13 protein-coding genes and 1 tRNA gene are annotated in these 21,037 nt (G+C 63.5%); 7 read left to right on the top strand and 7 right to left on the bottom strand.

The genetic code is table 11. The features are described 5' to 3' along the window. Positions 1 to 206 precede the first annotated feature (206 nt). The 4 genes from B0E48_RS07290 (at position 207) to B0E48_RS07275 (ending at position 3,035) form a co-directional block, all read left to right on the top strand. On the top strand, positions 207 to 626 hold the full coding sequence (locus tag B0E48_RS07290; protein WP_077517399.1) for a YciI family protein: 420 nt from the start codon (positions 207 to 209) through the stop codon (positions 624 to 626). A gap of 46 nt (positions 627 to 672) precedes the next feature. Beyond that, positions 673 to 1,086 carry a VOC family protein gene (locus B0E48_RS07285; RefSeq protein WP_077517397.1) on the top strand — a complete coding sequence of 138 codons (414 nt, stop codon included), beginning with the start codon at positions 673 to 675 and terminating at the stop codon, positions 1,084 to 1,086. Between the two features lie 71 nt (positions 1,087 to 1,157). Then, on the top strand, positions 1,158 to 1,685 hold the full coding sequence (locus B0E48_RS07280) for an SRPBCC family protein (protein ID WP_077517395.1): 528 nt from the start codon (positions 1,158 to 1,160) through the stop codon (positions 1,683 to 1,685). Positions 1,686 to 1,730: 45 nt separating this feature from the next. After that, on the top strand, positions 1,731 to 3,035 hold the full coding sequence (locus B0E48_RS07275; RefSeq protein ID WP_077517393.1) for an RNA polymerase sigma factor: 1,305 nt from the start codon (positions 1,731 to 1,733) through the stop codon (positions 3,033 to 3,035). A 204-nt stretch (positions 3,036 to 3,239) separates the two neighbouring features. Here the strand turns inward: B0E48_RS07275 and B0E48_RS07270 are convergent, their stop codons facing one another. Then, entirely contained in the window at positions 3,240 to 3,743 is a 504-nt protein-coding gene (locus B0E48_RS07270; RefSeq protein WP_077517391.1) for a hypothetical protein, read from the bottom strand. A gap of 393 nt (positions 3,744 to 4,136) precedes the next feature. Then, positions 4,137 to 4,211, bottom strand: a tRNA-Val gene (locus B0E48_RS07265). Positions 4,212 to 4,372: 161 nt separating this feature from the next. Here B0E48_RS07265 and B0E48_RS07260 point away from each other — a divergent pair. Next, positions 4,373 to 4,714 carry a lipid-A-disaccharide synthase N-terminal domain-containing protein gene (locus B0E48_RS07260; protein ID WP_077517389.1) on the top strand — a complete coding sequence of 114 codons (342 nt, stop codon included), beginning with the start codon at positions 4,373 to 4,375 and terminating at the stop codon, positions 4,712 to 4,714. A gap of 111 nt (positions 4,715 to 4,825) precedes the next feature. Here B0E48_RS07260 and metH read toward each other — a convergent pair whose 3' ends face one another. From metH to B0E48_RS07245, 3 genes are read right to left on the bottom strand one after another with little or no spacing between them, the layout of a single operon-like run. Beyond that, on the bottom strand, positions 4,826 to 7,516 hold the full coding sequence (metH, locus tag B0E48_RS07255; RefSeq protein ID WP_077517387.1) for a methionine synthase: 2,691 nt from the start codon (positions 7,514 to 7,516) through the stop codon (positions 4,826 to 4,828). Continuing rightward, positions 7,517 to 8,611 (bottom strand): homocysteine S-methyltransferase family protein, encoded by a 1,095-nt coding sequence (locus tag B0E48_RS07250; RefSeq protein ID WP_077517385.1) that lies wholly within the window; start codon positions 8,609 to 8,611, stop codon positions 7,517 to 7,519. A 44-nt stretch (positions 8,612 to 8,655) separates the two neighbouring features. Next, positions 8,656 to 9,585: a metalloregulator ArsR/SmtB family transcription factor gene (locus B0E48_RS07245; RefSeq protein WP_077517383.1), complete on the bottom strand. Its 930-nt coding sequence runs from the start codon at positions 9,583 to 9,585 to the stop codon at positions 8,656 to 8,658. A 156-nt stretch (positions 9,586 to 9,741) separates the two neighbouring features. Here B0E48_RS07245 and B0E48_RS07240 point away from each other — a divergent pair, with 156 nt between their 5' ends. Next, positions 9,742 to 10,902: an acyl-CoA dehydrogenase family protein gene (locus B0E48_RS07240; RefSeq protein ID WP_077517381.1), complete on the top strand. Its 1,161-nt coding sequence runs from the start codon at positions 9,742 to 9,744 to the stop codon at positions 10,900 to 10,902. A gap of 112 nt (positions 10,903 to 11,014) precedes the next feature. On the opposite strand, the gene B0E48_RS07235 is transcribed toward B0E48_RS07240, so the two are convergent. Continuing rightward, positions 11,015 to 14,197, bottom strand: a complete 3,183-nt coding sequence (locus tag B0E48_RS07235; protein WP_077517379.1) for a multidrug efflux RND transporter permease subunit — start codon at positions 14,195 to 14,197, stop codon at positions 11,015 to 11,017. A 13-nt stretch (positions 14,198 to 14,210) separates the two neighbouring features. Further along, on the bottom strand, positions 14,211 to 15,398 hold the full coding sequence (locus B0E48_RS07230) for an efflux RND transporter periplasmic adaptor subunit (RefSeq protein ID WP_077517377.1): 1,188 nt from the start codon (positions 15,396 to 15,398) through the stop codon (positions 14,211 to 14,213). A gap of 550 nt (positions 15,399 to 15,948) precedes the next feature. On the opposite strand from B0E48_RS07230, the gene B0E48_RS07225 reads away from it, so the two are divergent. Next, the gene (locus B0E48_RS07225; protein ID WP_077517375.1) at positions 15,949 to 20,877 is read left to right on the top strand and encodes an NAD-glutamate dehydrogenase domain-containing protein; all 4,929 of its coding nucleotides are present in this window, start codon (positions 15,949 to 15,951) and stop codon (positions 20,875 to 20,877) included. Positions 20,878 to 21,037: the final 160 nt, after the last annotated feature.

The following is a 21,037-nucleotide window of genomic DNA, read 5'->3' as shown; positions in this document are numbered from 1 at the left end:
TGCTCGTATTCACTCATCCGGCGATTGTCTCCGAGTGTGGGGGGGATTGTCGCCTTGAGTGTGCAGGGTCATCGTCTCAGCGTTTGCGATGGATAGATGCGCCGATCATGTCGATTTGGCTATGCCCCGTTCGTCGGATGGATAGAGCAGGGATTTCGGGTAACCCCGGTCCAGACTCCCATCCAGAACTTCAAGGAGACACAACGATGCGATTCATGGTGATAGTGAAAGCGGACAAGGACTCGGAAGCCGGCGTGATGCCGAGCGAGCAACTGCTGACCGAGATGGGCAGGTACAACGAGGAACTGGTGAAGGCCGGCATCATGCTGGCGGGCGAGGGCCTGCAACCGAGCTCGAAGGGCGTGCGGGTGAAATTCTCCGGCCATCAGCGCACGGTGATCGACGGGCCGTTCACCAAGAGCAAGGAGCTGATCGCCGGCTTCTGGCTGTGGCAGGTGAAGTCGAAGGACGAGGCGATCGAATGGCTCAAGCGTGCACCATTCGACGGTGGCACCGAGATCGAGTTGCGCCAGGTCTTCGAGGCGGATGACTTCGGCGCCGAGCTCACACCCGAGCTGCGCGAGCGGGAAGAACGGCTGCGGGCACAGGTCGCTGCCAAATCATGAGCCGGGCCTTGATCCGGCCTCCACGGAAAACCGACGGAGCATTCCCATGCAACTGACCAACTACCTCATCTTCAATGGCAACGCCGAAGCGGCATTCAAGTTCTACGAGCAATGCCTGCGCGGCAAGATCACCCGGATGATGCGTTTCGGTGAAGCGCCCGGCTGCGAGAACATGCCGGCGGAAACCCGTGACTGGCTTATTCACGTGCGGCTGGAAATCGGTGACCAGGTGCTGCTGGCTTCCGACTGTCCGCCCGATCGTCCCTACGACGGCATCAATGGCTGCTCGGTATCAATCCAGATTCACGACCAGACGGAAGGGGAGCGCATCTTCAACGCGCTGAAGGAGGGCGGCACGGTACAGATGTCGTACGAAAAGACCTTCTGGGCCGAGCGCTTCGGCATGCTGGTCGACCGGTTCGGCGTGCCGTGGATGATCAATTGCGAGAAGGATCAGTAGCCATGCGTCCCAGGTTTTCGATTCCTTGCAGCCAGTGTTGCCGCATTCCAACGAACTGACCGGAGCGAGCCATGTTCAAGATCGTCCTCATCATCGTCGTCGTCCTGATCGTCGCGGTGCTTGCCTTCGCAGCGACCCGACCCGGCACGTTCAAGCTGGAGCGCGCGGCGACGATCAAGGCACCGCCCGAAAAAATCCTTGCGCTCATCAACGATTTCAGGAGATGGATCGTGTGGTCGCCGTGGGAGGAGCTCGATCCGGCGCTCAAGCGCAGCTACAGCGGCCCGGCGAGCGGTCCGGGTGCTGTCTACGAGTGGCAGGGCAACAGCAAGGTCGGCCAGGGTCGCATGGAGATCATGGCGTCGTCATCATCCACCACATCGATCAAACTGGATTTCATCAAGCCGTTCGAGGCCCACAACATCGCCGATTTCACACTGCTGCCGCAGGATGGTTCGACCGTGGTCACCTGGGCGATGCATGGTCCGAATGCTTACCTGGCGAAGCTCATGCATCTGTTCTTCAACATGGACAAGCTGGTCGGTGGCGACTTCGAACGCGGGCTTGCCAACCTGAAGGCGGCGGCCGAGGAAAACTGATCCGCCCCTTGCGTCGGCGGAAAGCAGATGGTGTGATCGGTCGCCATGACCGCGACCGACACCCACCGTGCCATCGACGCCGTCTGGCGAATCGAATCGGCCCGACTCATTGCCGGCCTGACCCGCATGCTGCGGGATGTCGGCTTGGCCGAGGAGCTGGCACAGGATGCGCTGGTCGTCGCGCTGGAACAGTGGCCGACGTCGGGCGTGCCGGACAACCCCGGCGCGTGGCTGATGACCACCGCCAAGCGTCGTGCGATCGACCGGCTGCGCCGTCACAAGCTGCTCGAACGCAAGCACGTCGAATTGATGCACGAACTCGAGAGCCAGCAGGAACAGGCCGTGTCCGAAGTGGAGGCAGCTCTGGACGATCCGATCGGCGACGACCTGCTGCGCCTGATGTTCATCACCTGTCATCCGGTGTTGTCCGTCGAGGCACGCGTTGCGCTGACCCTGCGTCTGCTCGGCGGCCTGACCACCGAGGAAATCGCCCGCGCGTTCCTGGTGCCGGAGCCGACGATCGCGCAGCGCATCGTTCGCGCCAAGCGCAGTCTCGCCAAGGCGCAGGTGCCGTTCGAGGTGCCACGTGCCGAGGAGCTGGCTGCGCGCCTGTCCTCGGTGCTTGGGGTCATCTATCTCGTCTTCAACGAAGGCTATTCCGCGACGGCCGGCGATGACTGGATGCGGCCGGCGCTGTGTGAGGAGGCATTGCGTCTTGGCCGGGTGCTGGCAGGGTTGGCGCCGCGCGAGTCCGAAGTGCATGGTCTGCTCGCCCTGATGGAAATCCAGGCGTCGCGTGCGAGGGCGCGCGTCGGTACGGCCGGCGAGCCGATCCTGCTGCTCGAGCAAAATCGCGCACGCTGGGACCAGTTGCTGATCCGTCGTGGCGTGGCCGCGCTCGATCACGCGGAAAAGCTGGGCGGCGCCGGTGGCCCGTATGCGCTGCAGGCAGCCATCGCCGCCTGCCATGCACGTGCACTGACTGCGGAGCAGACTGACTGGCCGCGGATCGCGGCACTGTACGCTGAGCTTGCGCAGGCGATGCCGTCACCGGTCGTCGAATTGAACCGCGCGGTCGCCGTGACCATGGCATCCGGACCGCTTGCCGGCCTCGAACTTGTCGATGCGCTGGCCGACGAGCCCGCGCTGCAGCACTATCATCTGCTGCCCGCAGTGCGTGGTGATCTGTTGGCCAGGCTCGGCCGTCCAGATGAAGCTCGCGTGGAATTCGAACGTGCCGCCGCGCTCACGCAAAACACACGTGAGCGCGAGCTGCTGCTTGGTCGTGCACAGTCGTGTATGGCGCAGGCGATACCCGTCATTCTGCCCGGATCACCATCGCTGCCCTAGGAAAGTGGTGTATCGATTCCGAATGCTGTGCGAGCTGCCGGTTGCATGTGCCGACCGCGCGCTCGGCATGACTCAGCACGAGCGGGTTGTCGCACGGAAGCCGGCAGGTGCAACCGAACCTGTTCCAGGCAGACGTGTCGAAAGTGCACCGGTGCATGCCCCGATCATGGCATTCGTGGCGCGTTATTCTTCTGACGGATTGCGTTACGCCGTCAGACTGCATTGCATGACGACTTTGCCACCGGGCGCTGTGCCGGCATGGACGAAACCCAGTCTTCCCATGATTCTCTGGGCAGCCCGACGTTCTATCTTGCGATTCTCGAGGATGACAATCAGACGGCGAGGTGCGCCAGGTTCGTGCATCATGGCTTTGAAACCTTCGATCATCGTCTCCATCAGACGAACATTGAAACCTGCCAGTCGACTGGCCGGTCGAATGTATAAACGAACGAATCCATAAGATGCGCCGTGGTCATCCAGAAGAATCGCCACCGTGCAAGCGCCCAGGATATGGCCACTTTCCATCTCCTGGAGAACAGATGCCACCTCCCATGAGCGGCGCCAAGCCTCGTCTGGACTCGTCAATGCTCCTTCGTGTAACCAGAATGCCACGATTTGCTGCCGCAGCATGTCCGGGGCCTTGCCGAATACCCACCGGACCTGAGTGTTCCCGAGTGTGGCGACCGATGCTGAAGGGGTTTTGATCATGGAGTATTCCCGTCCACCGCGTTTTCCTGTTGTAGGCAGTTGGTTTTAGAGAGGTGCATACAAGCTGCAAGTCAGCATCCAGTTTGTCACGATTCGCCTTCTGGTTACCCGATCCGGGCAAGTGGAGCCTGGCAAGCCAGGGCCGACGTCGAGAAATGGGTTTGCAATGGGAAGCCCGCGGTTGCTTGAGCTCTTCATCGAGAATCTCAATCGAATAGCATCACGCATGTCATGGCCGTAAGAAAGCTGAGTGCTGATGACAGCATTGAACGGCCAACGCCGATATTTTCAATCCTCGCGTTTCGCTATTGCGATTTCGAAGAGACTTTCCGTACCAGCGTCCGTACAACGAAAAAGGCCACCCGCGAAGGTGGCCTAAGACGTTGAATCTGATGGTGGGCGATGCAAGGATCGAACTTGCGACACCTGCCGTGTGAAGGCAGTGCTCTACCGCTGAGCTAATCGCCCGCCGAGAACGCGGCATTTTAGGGGGAGTCGCGGGGCGGGTCAATGGTTGGTGTGGCTCGCCTCTCCGGGCAAGGCACCCCGACAGGCTGCAAGCTGACTGACGGTGGTGCGTGTGGAGGGTTGTAAACTCGCCACTCTTCACAACGCCGAAGCACCTGACCATGGATTTTCTCAGCACTCAACTTGCCCACATCCTGCACGCGCTGCAGAATTTCCAGCTGACGCCGTGGAAGGTCGTCGGCCTGCTCGGCTCGGTGATGTTCACCAGCCGCTGGTTCGTGCAGCTGTACTACACGCGCAAGCACAAGCGGGTGGTGATGCCGCTGTCGTTCTGGTGGTTGTCGGTGGTGGGCAGCGCATTGCTGCTGGCTTATTTCACGGTCGGCAAGAACGATTCGGTGGGCATCATCTCGAATTTCTTCCCGGCCTTCGTCTCGGTCTACAACCTGATCGTGCACCTGCGCCATCACAAGAACAGCATTACCGGCGACACGATTGCGTGATTCGAGAGTGGTAGGAGCGACTTCAGTCGCGATACTCTTTGAAGATCAGCAAGAGCATCGCGACTGAAGTCGCTCCCACAAGCCATCGCGCACCGGGTGCGCTCCTACGGTTTATTCGGGTTCGTAGTCGAGATTGGAGGCGAGCCAGCGCTCGGCTTCGGTCAAGGTCCAGCCCTTGCGTTTGGCGTAGTCCTCGACCTGTTCCTTGCCGAGTCGGCCAACCACGAAGTACTGGCTGTCCGGATGCGAGTAGTACCAGCCGGAGACGGCGGCGGCGGGATACATCGAGAAGCCTTCGGTCAGTTCGATGCCGGTGTTGCGGGTGACGTCGAGCAGGGCAAACAGGGCGGTTTTTTCGGTGTGGTCGGGGCAGGCGGGATAGCCGGGCGCGGGACGGATGCCGCGATATTTTTCGGCGATCAGGGCGTCGTTGTCGAGCACCTCGTCCGGTACGAAACCCCAGAACTCGCGGCGCACGCGTTCGTGCATGTGTTCGGCAAACGCCTCGGCGAGACGATCGGCCAAGGCCTTGAGAATGATCGAGGAATAATCGTCGTAGTCAGCCTGGAAGCGGGCCAGATGTTCCTCGATACCGAGGCCGGCGGTGACCGCGAAGCCACCGATCCAGTCGGGTTTGTCGAACTCCTTCGGCGTGATGAAATCGGCGAGACAGAGGTTGGGGCGTTCGATCGGTTTGTCCGCCTGCTGGCGCAGGCTGAGCAAGGTGGTGAGCCGCTTCGTGCGGGTAGTATCGGTGTAGACCTCCACGTCGTCACCGACATTTGCCGCCGGCCACAGGCCGATCACCGCGCGGGCAGTCAACCACTTCTCGGCGATGATCTTGCCCAGCATCGCCTGCGCATCACGGAACAGTTCGCTGGCCTGGGGGCCGACCACATCGTCGGTGAGAATCGCCGGGTAATGACCGGCCAGTTCCCACGCCTGAAAGAATGGCGTCCAGTCGATGTACGGGCGAAGCTGCGCCAGATCGTAGTCTTCGAAGATGGTGACGCCCGGTTTGCTGGGTTGCGGCGGTTCGTACGCAGCCCAGTCGCAACGGAAGCGGTGTGCGCGAGCTTTCTCCAGCGGCACCAGCTGCTTGCCCGGCCCGCGATTGCGGTGGCGTTCGCGTACGTCGACGTAGTCGGCGCGCACCTTGGCGAGAAAATCTTCCACCAGGTCCTTGCTGACCAGCGACTGCGCTACGCCGACCGCGCGCGAGGCATCCTTCACCCACACAGTGCCGGCCTTGTAATGCGGCTCGATCTTCAACGCGGTATGCGCGCGCGAGGTGGTGGCGCCGCCGATCAGCAGCGGGATGTGGAAATTCTGCCGCTGCATTTCGCGCGCGACCTGGCTCATCTCCTCCAGCGACGGCGTGATCAGGCCGGATAGACCGATCATGTCGGCCTTCTCGGCGATCGCGGCCTCCAGGATTTTCTGTGCCGGCACCATCACGCCGAGGTCGATCACCTCGAAGTTGTTGCAGCGGAGCACCACGCCGACGATGTTCTTGCCGATGTCGTGCACGTCGCCCTTGACCGTGGCCATGATGATCTTGCCGTTGTTCTTGCCCATGTCGCCGGTGCGCAGCTTTTCCGCCTCGATGTATGGCAGCAGATAGGCCACCGCCTTCTTCATCACGCGGGCGGACTTCACCACCTGCGGCAGGAACATCTTGCCGGCGCCGAACAGGTCGCCGACCACGTTCATGCCGTCCATCAACGGTCCCTCGATCACGTCGAGCGGGCGCGTCGACAGCTGGCGGGCTTCCTCGGTGTCCTCGACCACATACAGGTCGATGCCGTGCACCAGCGCGTGGCTGAGCCGCTCGCGCACGTGCTTCTCGCGCCAGGCAAGGGTTTCGACCACGGCTTCGCCACGCTTGCCCTTGTAGTTGTCGGCGATCTCCAGCAGGCGTTCGGTGGCGTCGTCGCGGCGATTCAGCACCACGTCTTCGACGCGCTCGCGCAGTGGCGGATCGATGTCGTCCATGATCGTCAGCGCACCGGCGTTGACGATGCCCATGTCCATGCCGGCGCGGATCGCGTGGAACAGGAATACCGAATGGATCGCCTCGCGCACGATGTTGTTGCCGCGGAACGAGAACGACACGTTGGAGACGCCGCCGGAGATATGGCAGTCGGGAAAGCGTTTCTTCAGCTCGCGGGTGGCTTCGATGAAGTCCACCGCGTAGTTGTTGTGTTCCTCGATGCCGGTGGCGATCGCGAAGATGTTCGGGTCGAAGATAATGTCTTCGGGCAGGAAGTCGAGTTGGGTAGTCAGCAATTCGTAGGCGCGCGAGCAGATTTCCACCTTGCGCGCGCAGGTGTCGGCCTGGCCTTGTTCGTCGAACGCCATCACTACCGCGGCGGCGCCGTACTGCTGCACCTTGCGCGCGTGTTCGAGGAACGCCGCTTCGCCTTCCTTCATCGAAATCGAGTTGACGATGCCCTTGCCCTGCAGGCAGCGCAGGCCGGCCTCGATCACCGTCCATTTGGACGAGTCGATCATGAACGGCACGCGGGCGATGTCCGGCTCGGAGGAGATCAGGTTCACAAAGCGCGTCATCGCCGCCTCGGAGTCGATCAGGCCCTCGTCCATGTTGATGTCGATGATCTGCGCACCGTTTTCGACCTGCTGGCGGGCGACTTCGACGGCTTCGTCGTAGCGGTCTTCCTTGATAAGCTTCTTGAACTGTGCCGAGCCGGTGACGTTGGTGCGCTCACCGACGTTGATGAACAGCAGATCAGGCGTGATGACCAGCGGTTCGAGACCGGACAGGCGGGTATGACGCGCCATTTATGCGGCCTCCACTTGGGTAGCGGATGGCAAGGCGCGCGGTGGGTGGTTGCGTACCGCCTCGGCAATTGCCTTGATATGCGCCGGGGTGGTGCCGCAACAGCCGCCGACCAGGTTCAGCAGGCCGTCGCGGGCGAAGCCGCTGATCACGTCGGCCATGTGTTCGGGCGTCTCGTCGTACTCGCCGAATGCATTCGGCAGGCCGGCGTTCGGATGCGTGCTGACATAACTCTCGGCGAGGTTCGCCAGGGTCTGGATATGCGGACGCAGGTCGTCCGCACCGAGCGCGCAGTTGAAGCCTACCGAGAGTGGCCGCGCGTGACGCACCGAGTAGTAGAACGCCTCGGCAGTTTGTCCCGACAGGGTACGGCCGGAGCGGTCGGTGATGGTGCCGGAAATCATCACCGGCATCCGTGTACCACGTTGGTGGAACAGTTCGCTCAGCGCGAACAGCGCGGCCTTCGCATTCAAGGTATCGAAGATCGTCTCGACCATGATCACATCGGCGCCGCCGTCGATCAGGCCGTTGGCGGATTCGGTGTAGTTCTCCGCCAGTTCCTCGAACGTGACGTTGCGGAAGCCCGGATCGTTGACATCCGGCGACAGTGAGGCGGTGCGGCTGGTCGGGCCGAGCACGCCGATCACGAAGCGCGGTTGATGCGGGGTTTTTGCGGTCATAGCATCGCAGGCGGCACGGGCCAGGCGGGCGCCTTCGAGGTTCAACTCGTGCGCCAGGTGCTGCAGCTTGTAGTCGGCCTGGCTGATCCGGGTCGAGTTGAAGGTGTTGGTCTCGACCAGATCGGCGCCAGCCTCCAGATAGGCCTCGTGCACACCGCGGATGATCTCCGGCTTGGTCAGGGTGAGCAGGTCGTTGTTGCCCTTCAGGTCGCAACCACCCGGATGGGCATGGTTGTCGTGGATCTGCGCGTGGCCGTCGTGGCCATGCTCGAAACGCTCGCCTCGGAAGCCGTGTTCATCCAGTTCGTGTGCCTGCAGCATGGTGCCCATGCCGCCGTCCAGGATCAGGATGCGTCGGCGCAGCGCCTGTTCCAGCAGGGCGACGCGTTCGGGGTGAAGCCAGGGCAACGTACTCATCAAACTTCCTTTGGTTATGCATCGCTCCGTGGGGAGAGCGGTGTTCAGGCCGGCTTGCGCGCGAGCAGGCTGATTACTTCGAAATGCGGCGCCTTGCGCTCGCGGCTGAGCCGGTTGCAGCTGATGACGTCGAGGCCGGCGGCGCGCGCGTAGCCATCGAGCTGTTCGCCGCTGAAGCCGAGGTTGCGATGATCGAACGGCTCGACCGCGGCGCGATGATCGTGCTGGCCCAGCGTCACGGCGAGCAGGCGGCCGCCGGGACGCAGCAGTCGCGCAGCTTCGGCCACGGCCTGGGCCGGATGCTGGGCATAGGTCAGCGCATGCAGCATCAGCACCAGATCGAAGCGTTGCTCGCCCAGTTCAAGCGCATGCATATCGCCTTGACGTACCCTCACATTGGTAAATGATTGCAGGCGCTTTGCCGCGGCCTCGACCACCCGTTCGCTGCTGTCGATGCAGACGATGGAGTGGGCGTGTGGCGCCAGCAGCTCGGCGGTGATGCCATCACCGGAGGCAATGTCGAGCACATCGCCGGTGCCCAGCAATTGCAGCAGCGAGCGCGCCAGCGTTTCCCAGGTGCGGCCGGGCGAGTAGTGGCGCTCCATGTCGCCGGCCACGGTATCGGCCCAGCCTTCCTCGCGCGCACGATTGGCCAGCACACCGGGCAGGCGTGCGCTGTCTTCGCGCAGCAAGGCGTCGTCGATACTTTCGCGCAGCGAGGCGAGCAGACTGTGTTGGGCCTCGTCGCCCTCGTTGTTGGCGCGGTAATAAGCGGACACGCCGGCGCGGCGGTCGCGCACCAGCCCGGCTTCCTTCAGCTTGGCCAGATGAGTGGACACCCGCGGCTGCGCCAGATGCAGCACCGCAGCCAGTTCGGCCACGGTGAGTTCCTCGTGTTCGAGCAGCGCCAGCAGGCGCACGCGGGTGGGGTCGGCCAGCAGCCGGAGCACGCTGGAGGCGGTCGCCAGATCCATCGGGCATCCTTGTATCGCGATAAAGAGATGGCAAGGCTAGGCCCCGCATGCGAAGCCGTCAAGCACCACGCGGCGAATCCGTGGGAGCGACCGGACTACAATGCGCGGCTTGTTTTGTCTTGATCAGCCGCCGCATGCGGCGTCTGGGAGTAGTTCATGGATTTCCGATTTACCGAAGACCAGTTGTCGATCCAGTCGATCGCGCGCGATTTCGCGCAGAAGCGCATCGTGCCGGTGGCGGCGGAGCTGGATGCCAAGGGTGAATTTCCGCTGGAGAACATCCGCGAGATGGGTCAGCTCGGCCTGATGGGCATCGAAGTGCCGCATGAGTACGGCGGTGCCGGCATGGATCCGATCGCCTATGTGCTGGCGATGATCGAGATCGCTGCCGCCGATGCGGCCACCGCAACCATCATGTCGGTGAACAATTCGCTGTTCTGCAACGGCATCCTCAAGCATGGCAACGAAGAGCAGAAGCAAAAGTACGTGCGCGCGATCGCCCAGGGCGAGGCGATCGGTGCCTACGCGCTGACCGAGCCGCAGTCCGGCTCCGATGCCTCGGCGATGCATACTCGCGCCAGCAAGAATGCGAACGGCGACTGGGTGATCAACGGCAAGAAGAGCTGGATCACCTCCGGTCCGGTGGCGCGCTACATCGTGCTGTTCGCGATCTCCACGCCGGGTATCGGCGCCAAGGGCGTCTCGGCTTTCATCATCGATACCCAGCTGCCGGGTTTCCATGCGGGCAAGAGCGAGCCGAAGCTCGGTATCCGCGCCTCGGCCACCTGCGAGATCGAGTTCACCGATTACGTCTGCCCGAAGGAAAACCTGCTGGGCGACGAAGGCAAGGGCTTCTCGATCGCGATGGGCGTGCTCGATGCCGGCCGCATCGGCATCGCCTCGCAGGCGGTCGGCATCGCCCGCGCCGCGTACGAGGCGACGTTGCAGTGGTCGCGTGATCGCAAGGCATTCGGCGTGCCGATCGGCACGTTCCAGATGACCCAGTCGAAGATCGCCGACATGAAGTGCAAGCTGGATGCAGCAACTCTGCTGACCCTGCGTGCAGCATGGACCAAAGGCGAGACCGAAAAGAACGGTGGTCGCTTCGGCACCGAGGCGGCCGTGGCCAAGCTCACCGCGTCGGAAGCGGCGATGTGGATCAGCCATCAGGCCGTGCAGATCCACGGTGGCATGGGCTACTCGAAGGAGATGCCGCTGGAGCGCTACTTCCGCGACGCCAAGATCACCGAGATCTACGAAGGAACCAGCGAGATCCAGCGCATGGTGATTGCGCGCGCGGAAACTGGTCTGCGTTAAGCTGGCATAGGTTCAAACAAAAAGCCCGGACGGGAAACCTGTCCGGGCTTTTTGTTTGTCGCGTTCGGTTTCTGCTCTCAACCCTCTCCCAGACAGGGAGAGGAGCCATGACTCAATTCCCGCGGCGCGGATCCGAATCAAACGACTGCATGCCGTTGTGGGATGACGTGCCGGGCGGCGGCGTATCGCCGTCCAGCTTGTCGCCGAGCAGGCGGCGTACCACCACGTAGAACACCGGGATCAGCAGCACGCCGAGGAAGGTGGCGAACAGCATGCCGCCAATCACGCCGGTACCGATCGCATGACGCGCGTTGGCGCCGGCGCCGCTGGAAATGAACAGCGGGAACACGCCGAGGATGAAGGCCAGTGAGGTCATCAGGATCGGGCGAAGACGCAGACGGGCCGCATCGATGGTCGCCTCGCGCAGGGTCCGTCCGGCTTTCTGTTCGGCCACCGCAAATTCCACGATCAGGATCGCGTTCTTCGCGGCCAGGCCGATCACCGTGATCAGGCCGATCTTGAAGTAGATGTCGTCGGGCAATCCGCGCAGCAGGGTGAACACCGCCACGCCGAGCAGACCCAGTGGCACCACCAGCAGTACCGACACCGGGATCGACCAGCTTTCATACAGCGCAGCCAGGGCCAGGAATACGATCACGAGCGACAGCACCATCAGCAGCGTGGCCGCATTGCCGGAGAGGATTTCCTGGTAGGACTGGCCGGTCCAGTCGTAGCCATAGCCCTTGGGCAGGTCATCGGTGACGATCTTCTGCATCTCGTTCATCGCCTCGCCCGAGGCATGGCCCGGTGCCGGTGAGCCGACGATTTCCACCGCCGAATAGCCGTTGTAGCGGGTCAGCGACGGCGAGCCGACCTGCCAGGTCGGGTGCACCACGTTGGACAGCGGAATCATCGCCGGCGTGCCGTCGCTGTTCGTCTGTGAGCCGCTGGGCGTGAAGATGTGCTGCAACGCTTCCGGACCCATGCGGTACGGCGCATCGGCCTGCATGATCACGCGCTTGACGCGGCCGCCGTAGGTGAAGTCGTTGACGTAGACCGGTGCCAGCATCAGGGCGATCGCGTTGTAGACATCCCCTACCTGCAAGCCCATCGACTGTGCCTGTACACGGTCTACGCTCAGGTTCAACTGTGGCGCGTCTTCCAGCGAGTTCGGGCGTACGCCGGTCAGCAGTGCTGACTGGGCGGCCTTGCCCAGCAGGGTATTGCGCGCCTGGGTGAGCGCATCGCGACCGTTACCGCCACGATCCTGCAGGTACATGTCGAAGCCGCCGAACTGGCCCAGGCCCTGCACGGTGGGGATATTGACCACGAAGATGCGTGCGTCATGCACCTGCTGCATCGCGCCGTTCGTGCGCTGGATGAACTGCGCCGCCGTCACGTCACGCTTCGCCCAGTCCTTGAGCTTGATGAAGGCCAGGCCGGCATTCTCGCCGGAGCCGATGAAGCTGAAGCCGGTGACCTGCAGCACGCCTTCCACCGCGTCGTCCTTGTCGAGGATGGCGCGCATCTGGGCCATCACCTCATTGGTGCGCTGCTTGGTGGCACCCGGCGGCAACTGGATCACCGACAACGCATAGCCCTGATCCTCTTCCGGCAGGAAGCTGCCGGGCAGGCGCGTGAACAGGAAAACGCCGAGTATCGCAATCAGTACGAACACCAGCATCCAGCGCGGTGCATGACGCACCGCGCCACCGATATGACCGGTGTAGGTTTTCGTGGTCCAGGTGAACGCGTCGTTGAACTTGCGGAACACGATGTTCTTTTTCTTGTCGTGCTCCGGCTGCAGGAAGCTGGCGCACAGCGCCGGCGTGAACGACAACGCGAGGAACGCGGAGAAGCCCATCGAGAGGGCGATGGTCAGCGCGAACTGCTTGTAGATCACGCCGGAAGCACCCGGTTGCAGCGCCGAAGGCACGAACACCGCCGCAAGCACCACGGTGATCGCCACGATGGCGCCGGTGATCTGGCCCATCGCCTTGCGGGTGGCGTCCTTGGGCGACAGGTGCTCTTCGGTCATGATGCGTTCGACGTTCTCGATCACCACGATCGCGTCGTCCACCACGATGCCGATGGCCAGCACCATGCCGAACAGGGTCAGCTGGTTGATGGTGAAGCCGAGTACCAGCATGCCGAGGAAGGTGCCTAGCAGGGCGACTGGAATCACCAGGGTCGGGATGATCGTGGCGCGGATGTTCTGCAGGAACAGCAGCATCACCAGGAACACCAGGATGATCGCCTCGATCAGCGTGTGCACCACCTCGCTGATCGAGATCTTGACGAAACTGGTGCTGTCGTAGGGACTGAACCAGCTCACACCCTGCGGAAAGCTGGGTGCCAGTTCGTCCATCTTGGCGCGGGCGGCGGTGGCCACGTCCAGCGCATTGGCGCCGGGCAGCAACTGGATCGCGAACGCGCCGATCGGCTTGCCGTCCCAGGTAGTGTCGAAGCCATAGCCGTTCGGACCGAAACTGATCCGTGCCACGTCACCCAGGGTGACCGTGGTGCCATCAGGATTCGCGCGCAGGATGATCTTGGCGAACTCCTCGGGCGTGGTGAAGCGGCCCTCGGTCGAGACCGTGGCGGTGAAACCCTGGCTGGGAATGGCCGGGTCGGCACCGAGCGAGCCGGCGGCAAACTGCACGTTTTGCGCCTGGATCGCGGCGAGCACCTGGCTGGCCGACAGGTTGTAGCCCTGCAGCTTGTCCGGGTTCAGCCAGATCCGCATCGCGTATTCGGCACCGAACTGCTGGGTGCTGCCCACGCCGGGTATGCGCGAGATCTGATCCAGCACCTGCGAGCCGACGATGTCGTTGAGGCGGTCGCGGTCGATGCCCGGGTTGTCCGATTTCAGCGCCAGCACCATCAGGAAGCCGGCGTTGGCCTTGGCCACCACCACGCCCTGCTGGGTCACCTGGCTGGGCAGGCGCGGCGTGGCCAGCGCCACCTTGTTCTGCACCTGCACCTGGGCGATGTCCGGGTTGGTACCGGTCTCGAAGGTCAGCGTGATGCTGGAGCTGCCGCTGGCGCTGGACGACGAATTGAAGTACAGCAGGTGGTCGATGCCGGTGAGCTGCTGTTCGATCACCTGGGTGACGGTTTTCTCGGTGGTGTCGGCGCTCGCGCCCGGATAGGTGGCATTGACCACCACCTGCGGCGGCGCAATCGATGGGTACGATTCCACGCCCATGTTGAGGATCGCCAGGACACCGCCCAGCGAAATCAGGATCGCTACCACCCAGGCGAAGATCGGGCGGTCGATGAAGAAACTCGGCATGATCGGCGCTCCGTTACTTGCCGCTCGGGGCGGAGCCCGGAGCGTTGGCGGCGGATGCGCCACTGGCAGGTGCCTGCCATGGGCTGGCCTTGGCTGGCGCACCGGCCTTCACGTTCTGCAGGCCGGACATCACGATCTGGTCGCCGGCGTCGAGGCCATCGCTGACCACCCAGTTGCCGCCTGACATGTCGGTAGTGGTGATGTCCTTGCGCAGCACCTTGCCGTCGTTGCCGACAACCATCACATAGGCGCCGACGGTATCGCGCTGCACTGCCTGCTGCGGTACCAGGAACACCTTGTGCTGCTGGCCGAGGGTAGCCTGCAGCGTCACATACATGCCGGGCAGCAGGCTGTGTTTCGGGTTCGGAATGATCGCGCGCAGGTTGACCGCGCCGGTGGCTGGATTGACCGTGGTGTCGGAGAAATCCAGCACGCCCTGTTCGCCGTACACGCTGCCGTCGGGCAGGGTGACCTGGACGTTGGCCTTGTCAGGATCGGCGAGGGTGACATTGCCGCTGCTCTGGGCGCGACGCATCTGCTGCATCGCGGCCACGCTCATGGTGAAGTTCACGTACAGCGGATCGATCTGGTCGACCGTGGTGAGCAGGGTGGCTTCGCCGCTGCCGACGAGGGCGCCCTCGGTGACCTGCTGCTGGCCGGCGCGGCCGTCGATCGGCGCAGTCACGCTGGCATAACCAAGATTGATGCGGGCTGCCTGCACGTTGGCCTGGGCAGCCTGCACGGCCGCGGCGGCCGTGCGTTCGGCGGCCAGCGCGTTGTCCAGATCCGACTTGGAGACATAGCCTTTCGGCGCCAGGTCCTGCAGGCGCTGCGCGGTGACCTTGTTGTTGGTGTAGGTGGCCTGGGCCTGGGCCTGGGCAGCCACGCTGGAGTCGAGTACGGCCTTCAGCGGCGCCGGGTCGATCTGGAACAGCAACTGGCCTTTTTTGACGTCGGTGCCTTCGTCATAGTTGCGCTTGAACAGCACGCCGGGCACTCGCGCACGCACATCGGCGCTGCGATAAGGCGACAGTCGCCCGACCAGATTCTGTGTCAATGGCGAGCTCTGCGGTTGCACCGTGATCACGCCTACTGCGGGCGGTGGCATCTGCGGCGGTCCCTGGGTCTTGCCTTGACCGCAAGCGGCCAGCGTCAGCAGACTCAGGCACAGCAGGGGTGTGCGCAGTGATGAGGACTTCATGAGAGCTCCAGGACTTGCTTGGTCGGGAATGTGGGGTGTCGCCGGGGCGCGCGCAGCAAGTCCAGGGACCAGATACTGCATCGCGACACGCCTGTCTTGTGTCATTGGTTGGTCCGCGCAGGGCTGACGATGGTCATTCATGCGTGTGATCACGCCGCGAACGGTGCTGCCACGCGTTGCCAAGCTCAGACTATACCGGTCAGTTTACATTTTATTTGCGGTGCGAATCCAGTCATTGACATGGCGCTTGCGATCTGGGCAATTCCGTCACGCGGCAGCTCGCCTGTCATATGGCGGTCGTGACTCGATCGGCATGCTGCTGACGACAACCGCGTGATTCGGCGCTCGGTTTGCATGTCATGCCGTGATTGTGTGGCTCCGCAACGTTCATCGAACACGACCACGCGTGGTGCCGCTCTGCTGATCCCATGCGCGCGGGCATGGTGTGATTCGGGCTGCCGCGGGTGGATTCGCCCTGACGCGCGGCGTATCCTTTCAAGGCTTTGTTACCCACGTTCTCAATCCTCGTCTCCACTGACCAGTAGATGCCATGAATGCGACCCTTGCGGCGAACGATCTTTCCCTCCCGTCTGTTGTGCTTGATGAGCTGAAGAAAGGCGGCATGTCGCCGCAGCGATTGAACGAGGCGCAGGTCTTTTGCCAGGCGTTCTTCGCACGCATCGCCGGGACTGACCGGGACATGCACACACCCACGCAATGGGCGGCCCTGGTCGGCGGCCTGCTGGAATTCATGCGGCAGCGTCCGGCGGGTCGCGCCTCGGTGCGCGTGCTCAATCCGGTGGGCGCCCATGCCGGTCGCAGCCTGCTGCAGATCGTCACTGACGACATGCCGTTCCTGATCGACACGGTGAGCATGATCGTGTCGGCGAAGCTGCAGATCCACGCCGTGATCCATCCGGTGCTGAAGGTGGTGCGCGATGCATCCGGCCAGCTGCAGAGCCTCGGTGACGAGGCTGGTGTGCCCGAGTCGGTCATGCATTTCGAGATCGACCGGGTCGCCGATGACGCCGAGCAGGTGCAGCTGAAGGCGCAGATCGAGGCCGCGCTGGACGACGTGCGCGCGGCCGTGAACGACTGGGCCACGATGCGCGACAAGGCGCTGGCGATCGCTGCCGATCTGCCGCAGCGCAAGCTGCCGCTGGATGCCGCATCGGTGCAGGAGGCCAGCGAGTTCATGCACTGGCTCGCCGACGACAACTTCACCTTCCTCGGTTATCGCGAGTATGAGGTCACCGACGCTGACGGTGACCGCGTGCTGCGTGCGGTCGAGTCTTCCGGTCTGGGCATCCTGCGCAACACCGAGCGCTCGATGGCGCCACGTTCGTTGCGCACGCTGGCCGCCAGCGAGCTGCCGCAGTCCGGCGCGACCGACGCGATCATCCTGACCAAGACCAATGCGCGCTCGCACGTCCACCGCGCCGGTTACATGGATTACATCGGGGTGCTGCAGTTCGGCGCGAATGGCCGTGCGGTGTCCGAGCAGCGCTTCCTCGGGCTGTTCTCTTCCAATGCCTACATGGCGCGTCCGCAGGACGTGCCGCTGGTGCGCCACAAGGTCGAAGCGGTGCTGGCACGTTCGGGCCTCAAGCGCGATTCGTATTCCGGCAAGTCGCTGCGCCACATCCTGGAAACGCTGCCGCGCGAGGAGTTGCAGCAGAGCAGCGAGGACGAACTGTTCGCCACCTCGATGGGCATCCTCGAATTGCGTCAGCGTGCACGCACGCGGCTGTTCATGCGGCGCGATCGCTACGGCCGATTCTTCAGCTGCATGGTGTTCGTGCCGCGCGACCGCTTCAACACTTCGGTGCGCGAACGCATCGAGAGCCTGCTGGGCACGGCCCTGCATGCCGAGCAGAGCGATTCGTCGGTGCAGATGGGTGAGGCCGCGTTGGCGCGGCTGACCGTCGTGGTGCGTCCGAAGATCGGCGACCAGCCTGCGTATGACCTGGCTGCGCTGGAGCAGGGTGTCGCCGCCATCGTGCGCAACTGGCACGACGACGTGCGCGATGCACTGGTGCAGCAGCGTGGCGATCACGAAGGCGTGGTGCTGGCCAACCGTTTTGCGAAGTCGCTGCCGGCGGGTTACGTCGAGGACGTGAGCCCGGCGGTGGCGGCCGAGGACGTGCATCAGCTGTCGCTGTTGAACGGCGACAACGCGCTGCGCATGTCGTTCTACCATCCGCCAAAGGCGCCCGAGACACTGCGCTTCAAGGTCTACCGTTCAGGTGGCGACATCGCCTTGTCCGAAGTGCTGCCGCAGCTGGAGAACCTCGGCCTGCGCGTGCTTACCGAGCATGTCTACGAGATTCCCGGCGATGCGCCGCGTTCGATCCAGGATTTCGAAGTGCAGCCGGTGGGCAAGCTGACCTTCAGCGTCGAGCAGGTTGGTGCATTGTTCGAGGATGCGTTCGAGCAGATCTGGCGCGGCAACGCCGAGAACGACGGTTTCAACCGGCTGATCCTCGGCGCCAAGCTCAACTGGCGCCAGGTGGCGATGCTGCGCGGCTACTGCAAGTACCTGTTGCAGACCGGTGCCACGTTCTCGCAGACCTACATGGAAGAGACTCTCAACCGCTATCCGGCGGTCGCCGGCCTGCTGGTGGAACTGTTCCTGGCCAAATTCGACCCGCGCCGCGAGGCGCTTTCTGCCGACGAGCTGAAGGCCGCCGGCGCGACCCTGGCCACCGAGATGCATGCGCTGATTCCGGCGAATGTGCAGAGCGCGCAGCCGGCGCTGATCGACGGCCTGAGTGCCGCGTTGTCCAAGCCGCGCGACGAGCAGATCCAGATCGTCGAGAGCGCGATCGGCGTGTTGCTGGAGAACGTCGCCAGCCTCGACGAGGACCGCATCCTGCGCAGCTTCGTGGGACTGATCCGCGGCACCTTGCGCACCAGCTTCTTCCAGAAGTGGGAGGGCGCCTATCGCGACTACATCAGCTACAAGCTCGACTCGCACTTGGTGCCCGAGCTGCCCAAGCCGGTGCCGTACCGAGAGATCTGGGTATGCGCGCCGCGCGTCGAGGGCATCCACCTGCGCTTCGGTGCGGTGGCGCGTGGCGGCCTGCGCTGGTCGGATCGTCGCGAGGATTTCCGTACCGAGGTGCTGGGCCTGGTCAAGGCACAGATGGTCAAGAACACGGTGATCGTGCCGGTCGGTTCCAAGGGCGGCTTCTTCGTCAAGAAGGCGCCGGTTGGCGGCGACCGTGACGCGCAGCTGGCCGAAGGCATCGCCTGCTATCGCTTGTTCATCAGCGGCCTGCTCGACATCACCGATAATCTGGTCGAAGGCAAGGTGGTGAACCCGCACGACGTGGTGCGCCACGACGCGGATGATCCGTATCTGGTCGTTGCTGCCGACAAGGGTACCGCCACGTTCTCCGACATCGCCAACGCGATCTCGATCGAGCACGGCTACTGGCTGGGCGATGCGTTCGCTTCCGGCGGTTCCAACGGTTACGACCACAAGGGCATGGGCATCACCGCCAAGGGTGCGTGGGAGTCGGTCAAGCGCCACTTCCGTTCGCTCAACCGCGATTGCCAGACGCAGGACTTCACCTGCGTCGGCATTGGCGACATGTCCGGCGACGTGTTCGGCAACGGCATGCTGCTGTCCGAGCACACCCGCCTGCTGGCGGCGTTCGACCATCGCCATGTGTTCCTCGACCCGAACCCGGATACCGTGCGCTCGTTCGCCGAGCGTCAGCGCATGTTCAAGGTTCCACGCTCGAGCTGGGACGATTACGACAAGTCGCTGATCTCCGCTGGCGGCGGCATCTTCCCGCGCAGCGCCAAGTCGATCCCGGTCTCGCCGGAAGTGCGTGCCGTGCTGGGCCTCAAGCCTGACGTGACGCAGCTGGCGCCGAGCGATCTGCTCAGCGCGATCCTCAAGGCGCCGGTCGACCTGCTGTGGAACGGCGGTATCGGTACCTACGTGAAGTCGGCTGCGGAGACGCATGCCGATGTAGGCGATCGCGCCAACAACGCGCTGCGCGTCAACGGCGCCGAGCTGCGCTGCAAGATCGTGGGAGAGGGCGGCAACCTGGGCATGACCCAGAAGGGTCGCATCGAGGCGGCGCAGCAAGGTGTATTGCTCAACACCGACTTCATCGACAACTCCGCCGGCGTGGACACCTCCGACCACGAGGTCAACATCAAGATCCTGCTGAACGATGCAGTGCATCGCGGTGAGCTGACCGAGTCGGCACGCAACACCCAGCTGGCCGCGATGACCGACGAGGTCGGCCAGCTGGTGTTGTGGGACAACTACCGGCAGAACCAGGCGATCACCCTGATGGAGCATCAGTCGGTGAGCCGTCTCGGCTCGATGGCGCACTTCATCCGCACGCTGGAGGCCGAAGGCACGCTGGATCGCCAGGTCGAGAACCTGCCGTCCGAAGCGGAACTCACCGAGCGCAAGACTCGTGGCCTGGGTCTGACCCGGCCGGAGCTGGCGGTGCTGCTGTCGTACGACAAGATTCGCCTGTATCAGCAGATGCTCGATTCCGACGTGCCGGAAGACCCGTACCTGTCCAAGGAGCTGGTGCGTTACTTCCCCGAGCCGCTGCACGTGAAGTACGCCGAGCACATGCAACGCCATCGCCTGAAGCGCGAGATCATCGCAACCGCGGTGACCAACTCGACGATCAACCGCATGGGCGCCACCTTCATGATGCGCATGCAGGAAGACACCGGGCAGGGTCCGGCGGCGATCGCCAAGGCATATACGGCGGCGCGCGAGATCATCGAGGCGCGTGAACTGTGGACGCAGATCGAGGCGCTCGACAGCAAGGTCGCCGAGGACACCCAGGTCGATGCGATCAAGCAGATCTGGTCGTTGCTGCGCCATCTGACCCGCTGGCTGCTCAACCGCCCGGGTGGCACGCTGGATATCGCTGCCAACGTGGAGCGTTACCAGGCCAGCGTGTCGGCCTTGCGCAAGGCGCTGCCGGAGGTGCTGACGCCGACCGGCAAGGGCGACTTCTCCTGCACGCAGGAGAAGTGGGAGGGCCTGGACCTGCCCGCCGATCTGTCCCTGCGCCTAGCCCGCATGCCAGAGCTGCGCGCTGCGCTGGACATGGCCGAGGTCGTGCAGCAAAGCGGCCAGCCAATGGAGAAGGTGGCCTCCGTGTTCTTCGAGCTGGGCGAGGCGCTCGACCTGGAGTGGCTGCGCAGCCAGATCGAGGCGCTACCGGTCGATGGTCACTGGCATGCACAGGCCCGCGGCTCGCTGCTGGATGAACTCAACCACCAGCATCGCGCGCTGGCCCTGCAGGTGCTGAGCCTGACCGGCGAGCGCAAGGACATCTCGCCGGTGCAGGCATGGCTGCAGCGCGACGATGCCACGCTGCAGTACACCCGCAGCATGCTGGCCGAAATCCTCACCCAGAACGCGGACTATCCGATCGCCTCGGTCGCCGTCCGTCGCCTGGCCCAGCTGGCGCAGGTGCCGGTGAGCTGAGTCAACCTATGTAGGAGCGGCTTCAGCCGCGATGCTTTTTGGTTTCCCCGGATTGGATCAAAAGCATCGCGGCTGAAGCCGCTCCTGCAGGCTCCGGCGTACAGAAGGCGCTGCCGCGGAAATCGGGTAATCTGACCTGACCTTTTCGTCGGGTTTCCAC

Origin of the sequence: Rhodanobacter sp. C03, from assembly GCF_002001175.1 — a bacterium.
Lineage (GTDB): Bacteria > Pseudomonadota > Gammaproteobacteria > Xanthomonadales > Rhodanobacteraceae > Rhodanobacter.
The sequence above is the reverse complement of the archived record's forward strand: the minus strand, read 5'-3'. Positions and strand labels throughout refer to the sequence as shown.

Bases quoted from the DNA above. Each gene is read 5' to 3' on its own strand.
- B0E48_RS07290 (WP_077517399.1), top strand. From the start codon at position 207: ATGCGATTCATGGTGATAGTGAAAGCGGACAAGGACTCGGAAGCCGGC.
- B0E48_RS07285 (WP_077517397.1), top strand. From the start codon at position 673: ATGCAACTGACCAACTACCTCATCTTCAATGGCAACGCCGAAGCGGCA.
- B0E48_RS07280 (WP_077517395.1), top strand. From the start codon at position 1,158: ATGTTCAAGATCGTCCTCATCATCGTCGTCGTCCTGATCGTCGCGGTG.
- B0E48_RS07275 (WP_077517393.1), top strand. From the start codon at position 1,731: ATGACCGCGACCGACACCCACCGTGCCATCGACGCCGTCTGGCGAATC.
- B0E48_RS07270 (WP_077517391.1), bottom strand. From the start codon at position 3,743: ATGATCAAAACCCCTTCAGCATCGGTCGCCACACTCGGGAACACTCAG.
- B0E48_RS07260 (WP_077517389.1), top strand. From the start codon at position 4,373: ATGGATTTTCTCAGCACTCAACTTGCCCACATCCTGCACGCGCTGCAG.
- metH (WP_077517387.1), bottom strand. From the start codon at position 7,516: ATGGCGCGTCATACCCGCCTGTCCGGTCTCGAACCGCTGGTCATCACG.
- B0E48_RS07250 (WP_077517385.1), bottom strand. From the start codon at position 8,611: ATGAGTACGTTGCCCTGGCTTCACCCCGAACGCGTCGCCCTGCTGGAA.
- B0E48_RS07245 (WP_077517383.1), bottom strand. From the start codon at position 9,585: ATGGATCTGGCGACCGCCTCCAGCGTGCTCCGGCTGCTGGCCGACCCC.
- B0E48_RS07240 (WP_077517381.1), top strand. From the start codon at position 9,742: ATGGATTTCCGATTTACCGAAGACCAGTTGTCGATCCAGTCGATCGCG.
- B0E48_RS07235 (WP_077517379.1), bottom strand. From the start codon at position 14,197: ATGCCGAGTTTCTTCATCGACCGCCCGATCTTCGCCTGGGTGGTAGCG.
- B0E48_RS07230 (WP_077517377.1), bottom strand. From the start codon at position 15,398: ATGAAGTCCTCATCACTGCGCACACCCCTGCTGTGCCTGAGTCTGCTG.
- B0E48_RS07225 (WP_077517375.1), top strand. From the start codon at position 15,949: ATGAATGCGACCCTTGCGGCGAACGATCTTTCCCTCCCGTCTGTTGTG.